We start from the raw sequence: 14,583 nt of genomic DNA on the forward strand, positions 1-14,583 counted from the left end.
TGTCGTCCCTGAAACATTGCTCTCAAGTACAAATCGCCAGCAGTCACAGCCGCGCGATGCGCGATGGATGGAGCACGCCCATCTGGTTTCCTAGCCGCGAAGAAAACAAGGGCACCTCTAAAAACTTCGACTCCCATAAATCGCGCGCTATGCGCATCAAAGACTTGCGAGCGCCTTGGTCGAGTATTAAAGGTGCCTTAGAGCGAGAACCCGTACTCCTCTCGCCGCGTTTAAACAGACCCCTGTTCTTGAGATGTCGACACTCTTCTCCACCAAACAGTCTTAACGAAAAGCCAGCTGCGTACGGGCGTCTTGATCACTAGCAAAAGAAATCCGATCGAAAGCAAGCACCAAACGGCCGGGAATTCATTCGGATTGTTCGTGGTCAGTCTGGCCAGAATTGGCCCCAACAAAAGATGGAAAATCGTAAACCTCCACGAACCATAGGCTAGCGGAACGATGAAGGCGGCAAAGATATAGGGTGCCCAGACGACCTTGAAGCCAAAGATGGTGACGCTGAGAATGTCGTTGACGGGTAGCTCCCAGGCTATATGCCAGTTTCCACTGACCGAACAAAGGCGATCAGAGCAGAGAGCCGTTCCTTTGGGTACGTGACTTGCCCATTCGAAGGGGTAGATTTTGAGGATCATCAGGATGAGACAGATGAAGCAAGCGAAATACGCATAATTCTTCACCTTATTTTTCGCCGCTTCTGGGATGAAATAAAGTGATATCGCATTTATGAAGAAAGGCTGTATTGCGATATGAAGGAAACCGAGTAACGTGGCAACTTGGTTCATCGGGTTGCTGCAGGAGTTGATTACGGTGTAGGTGAAAGCCTGTAGGATTTCCATAAGCGAAAAGAATGCAAGGCATCCCCACAATTCGAACGGTTCTTTTTTGTAGGCCGAGTATGCGCATCCTAAGAAGCCGCAAGCAGCTACCGCCGTGGAAGCTTGTCCATTCCAGCACATAATGAATGTAGGTAGTTAGAAGGTAACCTTCAGAGTATGTGAAGTGGGAAGGATTTAAGTTTCATTTTCGGAAGCTATCACGCCAAAAGCGAGCCTTCTAAAGTTATCGTTGCTGATTCGCGGCAGTGGTCGAGCCGTACACATTGCTTAGAGCCGCTAACATAGCGTGGCGGGCAGTGGCGAGGTAAGTACGGCCGGCGCACATTAACCGAAATTTAAGGGTGGTTAATGCCGATTTCGAGAACTGGCCGCTCCCGCCTGGCGGCAACGCAGTAGCTTTGTTAGCCGCTCTAAGTCGGCCCTGAAAATCCCTCCTTGGGCAGCAGGCGCCTCGGCTGACAGCCGCAATTGGCTCAGGGATGGCCTTGTCATTGCCCGGATCCATTTGTGCAAAAATGCGATCCAGGTAATCTCAAACGCGTTTTCAGCCCGCCGCACAGCTGAGTATGTGCAGCACATTGCCGTGACGCCTTTCAGCCTGCAGTCTTCTTCAGATGTTCGATCACCGGTTCGACCTATTGTCGTCTTTTGATCCAGCTCCACTGCCGTCGCGTTAAAGTTTTGGCTTGCCGCGATGCAGGACCTGCACCATCGATCTCGCACCTACGATAGCCCAGGTCGTTGTTCAACGCTCACATCTTGTAGCCCATGCATTTACTCCAGTTGCATCGGGTACGGGTTGTCTGGAAAACTGCGCGCACCCACAATAAATAGTCGCACCTGAAAAACCCCAACCACCCAACGACCGCAAGGCCTTGATGTCTGCACCGGCGTGCCAGAACTACCGGTGTTCGCTACGCTGAAGGCTGGTTTCTGGCAATTTCCGCCCATGCGTACACGCCGTCCTGCTGCCGAAGACAGACCCGCCGACGAGTTGTTTCGTTCGCGGCTGGAGAACCAGATCGATCTGCGTCATCCGCTGGCGCGGCTGAGCCAACAGATGCCGTGGACGGCGTTGGAGCAAGCACTTTCATCGCGCTTGCCGGCCACCCAGGCCGGTGGCGGTCGGCCGGCATTGCCGGTGCGGCTGATTGCCGGTTTGCTCTACCTCAAACACGCCTACGACCTGTCCGATGAAGCGGTGTGCGAGCGCTGGCTGGAGAATCCGTACTGGCAGTTCTTCACCGGTGAGGTCGTGTTCCAGACGCGCTTGCCGAGCGATGCCAGCTCGCTGACGCGCTGGCGGCAGCGCCTGGGTGAGGCCGGGATGGAAGAGCTGCTGGCGCACACCATCAACGCCGCGCATGCGATGCAGGCGGTGGACGCACGCGAGTTGTCGCGGGTGATCGTGGACACCACGGTGCAGGAAAAGGCGATCGCCTATCCGACCGACAGCCGTTTGCTGGAGGTGGCACGCAAGAAGCTGGTGTTACTGGCCAAGCGGCACGGCATCGGATTGCGGCAGAGCTACGCGCGGCAAGGCCCGGCCCTGAGCCGCAAGGCAGGTCGGTATGCGCATGCGCGCCAGTTCAAGCGGATGCGGCGCATCTTGCGACGTCAACGCACAGTGCTGGAACGGCTCGTGCGCGACATCCAACGCAAACTCGATCAGGTAAACACCGGCGTGCGCGAGCGCATCGCTGTCTGGCTGGAACGTGCGCAACGGCTGTACACGCAGCGTCCGAAGGACAAACAAAAACTGTACGCATTGCATGCCCCGGAAGTGGAATGCATCGGCAAGGGCAAGGCGCGTCAAGCGTACGAATTCGGCGTCAAGGTCGGCATTGCGGTCACCGCCTGCAAGGGATTGGTCGTGGGTGCGCGCAGCTTCCCGGGCAACCCGTACGACGGCGATACCTTGGCCGAGCAGCTGGAGCAGACACGCGGGTTGCTGCAGGATGTGAGCGTAGAACCGACGGTGGCGATCGCGGGCGCGAAGTCGATGGCGTGCAGGTCCTGCATCGCGGCAAGGCCAAGACGCTGACGCGACGGCAATGGCGCTGGATCAAGCGACGGCAGGCGGTGGAGCCGGTGATCGGACATCTGAAAGACGACTGCCGGTTGCGTCGCTGCAGGCTGAAAGGTGCCCAAGGCGATGCGCTGCACGTGCTCGGCTGCGCGGCCGGCTACAACCTGCGCTGGCTGCTGCGCTGGATCGCGTTTTTGCGTGCCTGGATGCGGGCGATGGGATGGTCATCCTTGAGCGCCGTGCCGCTGTCACCGACGGCACCTGGCGCTTGAAGGGGATTTTTCAGGGACGACTAATAAGGCAGTAAATAGTGCATCGGGGCAGAAAAACTCTGACGGCCATGTCGACGGTGATACTCGAGGCATCTCCTTGCCTTATGCGACTAAATGTCTCAAACCTTAATTGACGCGCTTCGCAGTATCTGCAGATACGCACGCACCGTCGCATCAAGTCCTTGATACAACGCCTCGCTGGTCAACGCATGGCCGATCGACACTTCCAATACGCCTGGGACAGCGGCCAGAAAATCGCCCAGGTTGGTCTGCGACAAATCATGCCCTGCATTGATGCCCAGGCTTGCATCACTGGCGCCTCGGGCAGCATCGGCAAACAACCGGAATGCGGCATCCGGCTTTCCGCTCGCATGTGCCTGCGCATACGGGCCGGTGTATAACTCGACGCGGTCTGCACCAAGTGCAGCTGCCCGAGCGACGTCGGGATTGCCGGCGTCGACGAACAGGCTGACGCGGCTGCCAAGTGTCTTGAACGCACCGATCAACTCGCCGAGCGGCGCGGTGTTCTGCGCAAAATCGAAGCCGTGATCCGAGGTGAGTTGCCCATCCTCATCGGGCACCAGCGTGACCTGTTCCGGACGTGTGGCGCGACACAGTTCCAACAGTCCCGGATAGCCATCGCGCGGCGGGGCGAACGGGTTGCCCTCGATATTGAATTCGACTGAGTGCGCGCGCGTCAGCACACTCAGCGCCAGCACGTCGTCGGCGCGAATATGCCGCTGGTCCGGGCGTGGATGCACGGTGATGCCGTGCGCGCCAGCGGCGATGCAGGTGCGCGCGGCGTGCACCACATCCGGAACGTGTCCGCCGCGCGAATTACGCAGCGCAGCGATCTTGTTGACGTTGACGCTGAGCCGGGTCGTCACGATGTCGTTTCTCAGGCCTGCGGCTCGCCGCTGTGCGTGGGGGCAACGGTAGCAGACTTGCGTGCCTCCGCCAGTTCGCGCAGGTGGCGCAGTTCTGCCGGGTCGATCATGCTGCTGGCGTCGCGCTGGGTGTCGCCCATGCGCGAGGCGAACCAACCGCGCGTCCACAGCAGCAGGAGTAGCAATGCCACCAGCAGCGAGACCACCAGCAACCACACGTGCGGTGTGCTGAAGGCCAGCACCAGCGCACCAAGTGCCATAAGCAGAAACAGCCAGTGCATGACGAACTCCCCGTTGAGTGGCGGCAGTGTAGCGCCGTGCTAGGCACGGTTCCACGTGGTAAGAGAGGCCCGCGTCAGAGCAGCGGCGACAGCAGCCGTGCGAAGGCTTCGGGAAGCCGCGAGCGCCACAGTGGCCGATGGCGCGCAAAGCGCACTTCCTGCGCGCGCTGCAGGTCGGTGCCGATCAGCCCGGCCAGTTCGGCGGCCACCGCCTGGTTGCGGAACAGCATCGATAACTCGAAGTTGAGACGGAAGCTGCGGCTGTCGAAATTGGCGCTGCCGACGATGCAGACCTCGTCGTCGGCGAGCAGCGCCTTCGTGTGCAACATGCGCGGGCCGTACTCGTAGATGCGCACGCCGGCTTCGAGCAATTCGTCGAAATACGAGCGCGCCGCGTACGTCACCAGGCGCGAGTCGCTGACGCGCGGTACCAGCAGGCGCACGTCCAGGCCGCCCAGCGCGGCGGAGGTCAGCGCCATGCGGGCAGCCTCGCCGGGGACGAAGTACGGCGTGACCAGCCAGATGCGATGCTTGGCCTCGTGGATGGCGGCGACCATCAGGCGGTGGATCGCTTCCCAAGACGAATCCGGCCCGGATACCAGCACCTGCGCATCGACCGTGCCTTGCGCGCGCGTCGGTACGTCTTCCGGCCACAGCTTCTGGCCGTGGAACGCGTCGCGGCTCTGTCGGGTGGCGTAGAGCCAGTCTTCCAGAAACACCAGCTGCAGGCTGTGCACCACGTGACCTTGCAGACGCACGTGCAGATCGCGGTACGCATCGGCGCGCACGTGTTCGTTTTCGTCGTCGGTCACGTTGATGCCGCCGGTGAAGGCGATCCGGCCATCGATGACGATCACCTTGCGGTGGGTGCGCAGGTTCAACCAGGGCCGCTTGAACGGCTTGAGTAACTGGGACGGATGGAACCAGGCGGTTTCCACGCCGGCCTCGCCCAGCATGCGCAACGCGCGCCGGGTCATCGCCGACGAGCCCACCGCATCCATCAGCAAGCGCACCTTGACCCCGGCGCGGGCGCGCTCCATCAGCGCGTCGCAGATCGCAGTGCCGCTGCGGTCCGGCTGGAAAATGTAGTACTCCAGATGGATGTGGTCGCGTGCGCTGCGGATCGCTTCGATGATGGCGGCATAGGTCGTTGCGCCGTCGACCAGCCAGTGCACTTCGGTGGCGCTGCTCGGCGCCAGGCCGGTGGTGGACTGGGCGACCTTGGCCAACTCTGTGCAGTTGGCGTCCGGCGGGCAGACGCTGCTATAGCTCTCCATGCCCGAGCGCGAACGGCCGCGCCGCAAGCGCTGGCGTTTCACCTTCTGCGGGCCTAGCCAGTAATAGATCAGCAGCCCCAGATACGGCAGCGCAGCCAGCGACAGCACCCAGCTCAGCGTGGCCACCGGCTCGCGCTTTTGCAGCACTATCCAGCCGACGATCCACAGCAGGTACAGCACGTAGGCGGCCAGGAGAAGCGCTTCGAGGTGGGGAATGGTGGCCAGCCAGTCCCACGCGCTTTGTATACGTGCGAGCATGCGCCGATTCTACGGGCCGCGCTCGCTGCTACGATGACTGTGTGGCCAACGCGGCTGCGCCGCATCGGTCTGAAAGCTTCATCGTGTTGAACGTGCAGTCGCGGCGCATGAGACCTGCCAGTCGTACGATGACGAGATGGCAAATGCGATCAAGGGCCGTGGTGCGACCGGCCATCTGCCCGGACGGTTCGAGGTCACCACCCAAGAGGCGGTGGACGATGGCTAGTATGCCGACGACAGCGAGGCGTTCGCCTCGCCCGCATTGCGCACCCAGGTCACCGAGGAAACCGCGCGCAGCATTATCAGCCGCAATCAATCGCCGGACATCGGGTTCTCGCAGTCGGTCAATCCGTATCGCGGCTGCGAGCATGGCTGTAGCTACTGTTTTGCACGGCCCTCGCACGCGTATCTCAATCTGTCGCCGGGCTTGGATTTCGAAACCAGGTTGTTCGCCAAAACAAATGCGCCGGAACTGCTGCGGCGGGAGTTGTCGCGGCCGGGGTATGTGCCCAGCCCGATTGCGTTGGGCATCAATACTGATGCGTATCAGCCAATCGAGCGCAAACACGCGCTGACGCGGCAGTTGATCGAGGTGCTGTGAGAGACGCGGCATCCGTTCACGCTGATCACCAAGAACGCGCTGGTGACGCGCCATCTAGATCTGCTCACCCCGTTGGCACGCGAAGGACTGGTCAATGTGCATTTTTGGGTGACCACCTTGGACCCGCACGTATCGGCCAAACTCGAGCCGCGCGCGTCCGCACCGCATGCACGCCTGAGTGCGATGCGTGCGCTGCACGAGGCCGGCGTGCCGGTCGGGGTGATGGCCGCGCCGGTGATTCCGTGGATCAACGACCACGAACTGGAAGCGATCCTGCAGGCCGCCGCTGGTGCCGGTGCGCACAGTGCCGGCTACGTGCTGCTGCGGCTACCGCACGAGGTGGCGCCGTTGTTTCGCGATGGTTGCAAACCCATCACCCGCAGCGCGCCGAGCATGTGATGAGCACGATCCAGCAGCTCCGCGGCGGCAAGGATTACGACAGCGCCTTCGGCGCCCGCATGCGCGGACAAGGCGTGTATGCGGACCTAATGGCGAGACGCTTTGCTCTCGCCCACCGCCGCGCCGGCTTCGACGCGCGCGCGATGCCGGCGTTGGACACCGGGAAATTCAGGCGTCCAGCTCCGCCTGTCAAGCCGGTGCCGGAATCGCCGCAGGGGCAGTTGTTTTAGCGGACGAGAATCGGGAGTGCGCATTCGCAAGAGCGGGCTTGCTGTTGCTGTTACTAATCCCTGTCTTATTCGTCGTCCCTGAAAAATCCCCTTCAAGCGCCAAGTGCCGTCGGTGACAGCGGCACGGCGCTCAAGGATGACCATCCCATCGCCCGCCCAGGCACGCAAAAACGCGATCCAGCGCAGCAGCCAGCGCAGGTTGTAGCCGGCGGCGCAGCCGAGCACGTGCAGCGCATCGCCTTGGGCACCTTTCAGCCTGCAGCGACGCAACCTGCAGTCGTCTTTCAGATGTCCGATCACCGGCTCCACCGCCTGCCGTCGCTTGATCCAGCGCCATTGCCGTCGCGTCAGCGTCTTGGCCTTGCCGCGATGCAGGACCTGCACGCCATCGACCTCGCGCCCGCGATCGCCCAGGTCCACGATCGCCACCGTCGGTTCTACGCTCACATCCTGCAGCAACCCGCGTGTCTGCTCCAGCTGCTCGGCCAAGGTATCGCCGTCGTACGGGTTGCCCGGGAAGCTGCGCGCACCCACGACCAATCCCTTGCAGGCGGTGACCGCAATGCCGACCTTGACGCCGAATTCGTACGCTTGACGCGCCTTGCCCTTGCCGATGCATTCCACTTCCGGGGCATGCAATGCGTACAGTTTTTGTTTGTCCTTCGGACGCTGCGTGTACAGCCGTTGCGCACGTTCCAGCCAGACAACGATGCGCTCGCGCACGCCGGTGTTTACCTGATCGAGTTTGCGTTGGATGTCGCGCATGAGCCGTTCCAGCACTGTGCGTTGACGTCGCAGGACGCGCCGCATGCGCTTGAACTGGCGCGCATGCGCATACCGACCTGCCTTGCGGCTCAGGGCCGGGCCTTGCCGCGCGTAGCTCTGCCGCAATCCGATGCTGTGCCGCTTGGCCAGTAACACCAGCTTCTTGCGTGCCACCTCCAGCAAACGGCTGTCGGTCGGATAGGCGATCGCCTTTTCCTGCACCGTGGTGTCCACGATCACCCGCGACAACTCGCGTGCGTCCACCGCCTGCATCGCATGCGCGGCGTTGATGGTGTGCGCCAACAGCTCTTCCATCCCGGCCTCACCCAGGCGCTGCCGCCAGCGCGTCAGCGAGCTGGCATCTGAAGAACTGCCAGTACGGATTCTCCAGCCAGCGCTCGCACACCGCTTCATCGGACAGGTCGTAGGCGTGTTTGAGGTAGAGCAAACCGGCAATCAGCCGCACCGGCAATGCCGGCCGACCGCCACCGGCCTGGGTGGCCGGCAAGCGCGATGAAAGTGCTTGCTCCAACGCCGTCCACGGCATCCGTTGGCGCAGCCGCGCCAGCGGATGACGCAGATCGATCTGGTTCTCCAGCCGCGAACGAAACAACTCATCGGCGGGTCTGTCTCGGCAGCAGGACGGCGTGTACGCATGGGCGGAAATTGCAAGAAACCAGCCTTCAGCGTAGCGAACACTGGTAGTTTTGGCACGCCGGTGCAGACATCAAGGCCTTGCGGTCGTTGGGTGGTTGGGGTTTTTCAGGGGCGACTCATTACCAATCCCCGCCATAAAGTGCCTGGGCCGATTGGAACAAAATCCAGTTCGTGGCTGCGGCGCGTGACCATAGCAACCTGGGCTGGGGCCTGCACGATTGGTGTCGCACTGCATATGGACGTAGATCGCTACGCTGGCACATCGCGCTTGCAATTGCAGTGGTGATGCGCTGCAAGCCGATGGCCTTGCTTGTTTCGAGCATAGCAGGCCGAGTGGATGCCGGGGCCGAACGGAAAAACACCGCCTGGCGCGATGTCTGTCGATGACAATGATGTGCGCCGGCAAAGCGCCGTGTGTGGCTGTTGCGTGTGTACGAGTGCAAAGAAAAAACCCCGCCGAGGCGAGGTTTTTCATCACATAACGCGCGCTGTGACGTTCAGAACTTGTAGTTGATCGAAGCGGCCAGCACGTCGCCCTTCACCGTATAACTGCCAGCCAGACGGTCGCCGGTGGCGCTGCGGGTGTCGCTGGTCGGGTCGCTGGTGAACAGGTGGGTGTAACCGAAGTTGTATTCGGCCTGATGCGACGGGTGCCAGCTCAGACCCAGTGACACCCACTTGCGGCTGGCATCCGGCACGCGCACGTCGCGATGGTCTGCAGTGGTGGGGGTCTGGTCGTACGCCACACCGCCACGCAATGTCAGCGTATCGCTCATGCGGTAGTCGGCACCGATCGAGGCGAAGGTCGTGTCGCGGTAGGAAAAGTCCAGCACGCTGTCGGGCTGATTGGAGGCAAAGTCCACGGTCACCTGGTCGAACTTACTCCAGGCGGTGCGGGTGACGTCGGCCATGATCGACCATTGCTCGTTCACGTTGTGCGTGAAGCTGGCGGTGGCGGTGGCCGGCAGCTTGACGGTAGCGCGGCCCTTGGTATCGACAAAGGTACCCGGTGCGGCGATACCCAACACGGTGGCGGCGCTGCCCGGCACGGTGAAGTCGGCGTCGCCGTCGGTGATCTTTGCTCCACTTCCGAGCGGTAGCTGAAGCCGATATGGGTGTTCTCATCAATGCTGAACAATCCACCGAGGGTGAAGCCCACTTCGGTGCTGTCGCCCTTGATGCGCGAGTAACCGTCGGCGCTGCCTGGGGCGAAACCCGGCGCGCGACGCGCGGCCAGAATGCTGCCGAAATCCACCGCGCTGGCCAGATCGATATCCAGCCGCTCGGCAAACACCGAGGCACCGAACGACACATACGGGTTCACGTCGTAGGAGAACGCGACGTTGAAGTCGATCGCCTGCAGCTCAGTCTTGGTGCCGTGGTAGCGGCCGGCCCAATCACGGTCGTATTCGGTCTTGAAGCCGAACGGCACAGTCAGCGAGGTGCCAAGGTGCATGTTGTTGTTCTCACCGAACGGCACATGGAAGTACATCGCCGGGACCGGCGCGATCATGCCGGCGTCGCCGCCATTGCCGCCGGAGACCGGGGCACCGTTGGCGTAGGTGGCGTAGGTGGCGTTGTCAGGCTGGAACTTGGCCGAGAAGCTGATGACGCTGACGTCGGCCTGAAACAGGCGACCGTCCAGCTGGCGCATGCCGGCCGGGTTGTTGGCAATGATCGAGGCATCGTCCGGGGCGCTACCGGAACCTGAGAAGGCGCGGCCAAGACCCTTGGCGCTGTTTTCTTTCAGCTGGAATGCGGCGCCATGTGCCTGGCCAACGGCCATTACGCCAGCGATACCGACGGCCAACAGGGTGGCGCGGCTGAGAGTGGAAGCGGTAGACATAAGCGTGGTGCTCTCCGGATAAAAACTGCAGTGGTCGGTACAGCGTCCGCGCCCAGCGCCAAGTGGCTGCTGGAGCGCGCCGGAGCCCCTCCCCCGACCCACGACGCCGTACGCAGTATAACCAGGACGATTAACCGAACAATAACGAAGTGCGTTTTGGCCGGCTGGACAGGATAGGGATGGGTTCAGGACCGTTAACCCGCTAGAGTACCACTCCGATGTTCGTCTCGATCCCCTCCCGCAAGAAATCCGCGCCGCGCTGGGCGGTGCCGCTGCTGTTCGCAACTGTCTGGCTGGCCTATGTGTGGTCGATCAGCCGGCCGGGCGAAGCGCGCAGCACGCTGTGGCTTGACTGGGGGGCACTTTCCAGCGGCGTGTCCAACCTGGGCGACTGGTGGGCCACATTACGCGACGGCAGCGTGCTGCGGCTGTTCACCGCCTTGTTTCTGCACGCGGACTGGTCGCACTTGCTCGGCAACTTGGTGTTCCTGTTGATCTTCGGGTTGCCGGCCGAGCGCATCCTGGGTCCATGGCGGCTGCTGCTGCTGTTCCTGGTCGGTGGCGCGGCGTCCAACTTGGCGGCGATCTTCGCGATCGGCACGCCGGACCGGGTGATCATTGGCGCCTCGGGCGCGGTGTCGGCGTTGATCGGTACTTATTTGGCGCTGTTTCCCGGCGCCAAGCTGGGCGTGGTGTTGCCGCTGGGGGTGTTTCTGGAATTCATCCGCGTGCCTGCACCGTTGCTGATCGGTGTCTGGGCGCTGCTGCAGGTGGTGTTCGCCTACATCGGCCCGGCGTTCGGCATGGTGGCGTGGTCGGCGCATATCGCCGGTTTCGTATTCGGCATCGTCTATGGGCTGTACGTGCGCGCGGCGATCGCGCGGCGGCTGCGCAAGCGCCACGGATTTTAGCGCGGCGCGCAAACCGTCGCGAACGCTCGTTGACGGCAGCGCGATCGTGCGTTGGCCGCTCTCTTGCACTGCCTTGGGCGTGTCGGCGCGCCTATAATTGCGGCATGTCCAAGCCTCTGTACAAAGTCACCTTCCTCAATCACGGCAAGGTGTACGAGCTCTACGCGCGCCAGGTCACCGGCAGTCATCTGTGGGGCTTCAACCAGATTGGTGAGCTGGTATTCGACGTGCACGACGGTGTGGTGGTCGATCCCACCGAAGAGCGCCTACGCGAAGAGTTCGGCAACACCAAGACCTTGCACCTGCCGATGCAGAGCATCGTGCGTATCGAGGAAGTGGAGAAGAAAGGCCAGTCGGTGATTCGCGATGCCACCACCGGCGACAAGGTGGTCACGCCGTTTCCGTCGCCGACCAAGCCACGCTGATGCGCATCCTGGTGCCCGACGACTATCAGGGCGCGGTGCGTCAGCTGCCGTGTTTGCAGCGGCTGCAAGGGCACGATGTACAGGTGTTGGGCGCGTTGGCGACCGATCCCAACGAATGGGCGGAGCGCCTGGTGGAAGCCGATGCGCTGGTGCTGATCCGCGAGCGCACACGCGTGGACGCCACGCTGCTGCGGCGCTTGCCGCGGCTCAAGCTCATCAGTCAGACCGGACGGGTGGGCGCGCATGTGGATGTGGCCGCATGCACTGAGTTCGGAGTGGCGGTGGCCGAAGGCGTCGGCTCGTCGGTGGCGCCAGCCGAACTGACATGGGCCTTGATCTTGTCAGCCAGCCGCCGTTTGAGCGAGTACCAGCGCGCGTTGCATCAAGGCCGCTGGCAAGCACTCGGCGATCCGGGTGTGGGACGCGTGCTGCACGAGCGCACGCTGGGCATCTGGAGTTATGGGCGGATCGGCCAGCGCGTGGCCAACTTTGGATGCGCGTTCGGCATGCAGGTGCTGGTGTGGGGCGGCGAAGACTCCTGTGCCAAAGCCGCGCGCGATGGGTTCGAAATCGCTGAAAGCCGTGAGGACTTGTTCGAACGTAGCGACGTGCTGTCGCTGCATCGGCGCCTCACTGCGCAGACCCGCCATGACGTGAGCGCGCAGGATCTGGCGCGCATGCGTGGCGATGCCTTGCTGGTCAACACCAGCCGCGCCGAATTGATCGCACCCGGTGCGTTGTTGGCCGCACTCGACGCCGGTCGGCCAGCACAGGCAGCAGTGGATGTGTTCGAACGCGAACCGGTGCTGGATCCGCGCGATCCGCTGCTGCAGCATCCGCGGGTGTTGGCGACGCCGCATCTGGGCTACGTAGAACGTGACAGCTACGCTCTGTATTTCGAAGCCGCGTTCGACAATGTGCTGGCGTTTGCAGCGGGCACGCCGCGCAATTTGGTCAATCCCGAAGCGTTGGTGACTGCGCGATAGCGATCGGGTGCGCAGTAGATCGCGTGCCCCTTGAAGCAAGGCGGCCATCGTGCGACTGGCATCTCCAGCAAAGCGCTCCGCCATAACGGCGCGCTGCAACGAGGCCTTGCAGCGCGACCCGCGACGCCGCGCGTGCGGCTGCAGCAGTCACTGATCGGGCATCGCATCGCGTCTAGCGTTGGGTGCGCAGTGGAAACTCCGGGAAAGCTGCTCGCAACCAGTCACTACGGGAAGCATGTGATTCTCGGCGACCGATGGCATGGTTGCCAATCGCTCGGCCACGATCCCCGCACTTCTGCTTCGCCAAACACCGCAGGTGTGAAGCAGCTGCAGTACCTCTGTGTCTTGCGCCTTACTTGACCGGCTCGGCCGGCTTGGCTTTCTCGACGAGTTCGGCAGCCTTGGGCTTGTCTGCAGTTGCCGGACGTGCTGCCGCCGGCTTCGGCTCGGCTGCTGTCTTGGTCGCCCTCGCCTTCTGTGCCGCCTGTGCCTTGGCCTTGAGCGCGGCTTGCGCCTTGGCGGCCGAGCCGGGCTGCTTGAGTTCGGCCAATGCGGTGGCGATCGGGCCATCGCCCGGCAGCACGTCGCCTGTCCTGTAGCCCTCCTCGCCCTCTTCGTCGCCACGCAGATGACCGGGCAAGGTGGCCTCGCTATAGTCGGTCAGGCTGGCCGGCACGTCGGCATCGCCCGGTTGCGGTTCGGGGGTGAGCAGCACTTCCGGCAGGATGCCGCTGGCCTGGATCGACTTGCCGCTTGGCGTGTAATAGCGCGCGGTGGTGAGCTTGACAGAGTCGCCGTTGTCCAGCGGCAGCACCGTCTGCACGGAGCCCTTGCCGAAAGTGCGGCTGCCGATAACGCGCGCGCGCTGGTTGTCGCGCAGTGCGCCGGCCAGCACTTCCGAGGCGCTGGCTGAGCCGGCGTCCACGAGGACGACGACCGGTGCGCCGCCGAGCAGATCGCCCGGGCTGGCGTCGAACTTGGCATCGCTGATCGAGATGCGCCCGCGCGTGCTGACGATGTTGCCCTTGTCGAGTAGATCGTCGGCCACCTGCACTGCCGAGGTCAGCAGACCACCGGGGTTGCTGCGCAGATCCAGCACCAGGCCGCGTAGCTTGCCGCCGGCCTGCAGCTGCTTGAGGTTCTTCTGAAAGTTAGCGCCGGTGTCGGCCTGGAAGGTGCTGATGCGGATGTAGCCATAGCCGGGTTCGAGCAGCTTGCTGCGCACGCTGGCCACGCGAATGGTCTCGCGCTGCAAAGTTACGTCGAACGGTTTGGGCGCCTTGTCGCGCACGATCGTCAGCACGACCTTGCTGCCGGATTCGCCACGCAGCGGTTCCATCGCCTTGCTGGCATCGATCGGCTTGCCATCGATGGCCACGATCACATCGCCGGCGCGAATGCCGGCGCGCGCAGCCGGGGTGTCGTCAATCGGCGCAATCACCTTGAGCGTGTTGTCCTGTTGCTGCAGCAATTCCACGCCGATGCCGTCGTAGGCGCCAGTTGCCTGTTCGTCAAAGGCTTTGGCGTCTTCCTTGTCGAAATAGGTGCTGTGCGGGTCCAGATCCGAGAGCAGGCCGCGCACCGCTGCGTGCATCAGCTTTTTGTCTTCGACCGGATCGACGTAGGCCTGCTTGACTGCGTTGTACACCGCCACAAAGCGGCGGATCTCGTTCAGCGGCACCTTTGAGATGGCGGCTTCATTGGCTTCCGGATCGTCGGCAGTGGCCTGGGCGGCGGCGGGACGGGCGGTCTGCGTCCAACCAGGCGACGCGAACAAGGCCAACAACAGGGCAACGGACAGGACGGCTACGCGCATGAAGCACTCCGACAAAGAGACAAGACGCCCCGCACGACGGAGCTGGCTGGATTATGCGCGAAGCTGCGGTAAATCCGCGTTGAATTGCT

The 14,583-nt window shown here is 62.7% G+C and carries 8 protein-coding genes and 5 pseudogenes; 5 read left to right on the top strand and 8 right to left on the bottom strand.

Annotation, left to right across the window (positions count from 1 at the left end; all coding sequences use genetic code 11):
* Positions 1–230: 230 nt before the first annotated feature.
* Entirely contained in the window at positions 231–854 is a 624-nt protein-coding gene (locus PD885_RS00065; RefSeq protein ID WP_002805934.1) for a DUF5765 domain-containing protein, read from the bottom strand.
* A gap of 489 nt (positions 855–1,343) precedes the next feature.
* Positions 1,344–1,682: pseudogene (locus tag PD885_RS22590) on the bottom strand (hypothetical protein); the annotation flags it as partial.
* 121 nt (positions 1,683–1,803) lie between these two features.
* Here PD885_RS22590 and PD885_RS00070 point away from each other — a divergent pair.
* Positions 1,804–3,155, top strand: a pseudogene (locus tag PD885_RS00070) (IS5 family transposase).
* 119 nt (positions 3,156–3,274) lie between these two features.
* Here PD885_RS00070 and PD885_RS00075 read toward each other — a convergent pair.
* The 3 genes from PD885_RS00075 to cls form a co-directional block, all read right to left on the bottom strand.
* Entirely contained in the window at positions 3,275–4,042 is a 768-nt protein-coding gene (locus PD885_RS00075; protein WP_002802292.1) for a pyridoxine 5'-phosphate synthase, read from the bottom strand.
* Positions 4,043–4,053: 11 nt separating this feature from the next.
* Complete coding sequence (locus tag PD885_RS00080; protein ID WP_002802288.1) at positions 4,054–4,323, bottom strand: hypothetical protein; 270 nt, start codon at positions 4,321–4,323, stop codon at positions 4,054–4,056.
* Positions 4,324–4,397: 74 nt separating this feature from the next.
* The gene (gene cls / locus PD885_RS00085; RefSeq protein WP_002802287.1) at positions 4,398–5,858 is read right to left on the bottom strand and encodes a cardiolipin synthase; all 1,461 of its coding nucleotides are present in this window, start codon (positions 5,856–5,858) and stop codon (positions 4,398–4,400) included.
* Between the two features lie 136 nt (positions 5,859–5,994).
* On the opposite strand from cls, the pseudogene PD885_RS00090 reads away from it, so the two are divergent.
* Positions 5,995–7,088, top strand: a pseudogene (locus PD885_RS00090) (PA0069 family radical SAM protein).
* A 156-nt stretch (positions 7,089–7,244) separates the two neighbouring features.
* Here PD885_RS00090 and PD885_RS00095 read toward each other — a convergent pair.
* Both PD885_RS00095 and PD885_RS00100 read right to left on the bottom strand, forming a co-directional pair.
* A pseudogene (locus PD885_RS00095) lies at positions 7,245–8,510 on the bottom strand (IS5 family transposase); the annotation flags it as partial.
* Between the two features lie 497 nt (positions 8,511–9,007).
* A pseudogene (locus tag PD885_RS00100) lies at positions 9,008–10,356 on the bottom strand (outer membrane protein transport protein).
* 218 nt (positions 10,357–10,574) lie between these two features.
* Between PD885_RS00100 and PD885_RS00105 the strand changes: the two are divergent.
* From PD885_RS00105 to PD885_RS00115, 3 genes are all read left to right on the top strand, one after another.
* Positions 10,575–11,267, top strand: coding sequence for a rhomboid family intramembrane serine protease (locus PD885_RS00105; protein WP_002803684.1), 693 nt, complete (start codon positions 10,575–10,577; stop codon positions 11,265–11,267).
* 104 nt (positions 11,268–11,371) lie between these two features.
* Entirely contained in the window at positions 11,372–11,692 is a 321-nt protein-coding gene (locus tag PD885_RS00110; RefSeq protein WP_002803682.1) for a DUF1820 family protein, read from the top strand.
* Positions 11,692–12,678 carry a D-2-hydroxyacid dehydrogenase family protein gene (locus PD885_RS00115; RefSeq protein ID WP_002803681.1) on the top strand — a complete coding sequence of 329 codons (987 nt, stop codon included), beginning with the start codon at positions 11,692–11,694 and terminating at the stop codon, positions 12,676–12,678. Before PD885_RS00110 ends, PD885_RS00115 begins: the two co-directional genes overlap by 1 nt.
* A 352-nt stretch (positions 12,679–13,030) precedes the next feature.
* Here PD885_RS00115 and PD885_RS00120 read toward each other — a convergent pair whose 3' ends face one another.
* The gene (locus PD885_RS00120) at positions 13,031–14,494 is read right to left on the bottom strand and encodes a S41 family peptidase (RefSeq protein ID WP_002803679.1); all 1,464 of its coding nucleotides are present in this window, start codon (positions 14,492–14,494) and stop codon (positions 13,031–13,033) included.
* Between the last annotated feature and the right edge of the window lie 89 nt (positions 14,495–14,583).

The sequence above is a fragment of the Xanthomonas fragariae genome (assembly GCF_900183975.1).
Lineage (GTDB): Bacteria > Pseudomonadota > Gammaproteobacteria > Xanthomonadales > Xanthomonadaceae > Xanthomonas > Xanthomonas fragariae.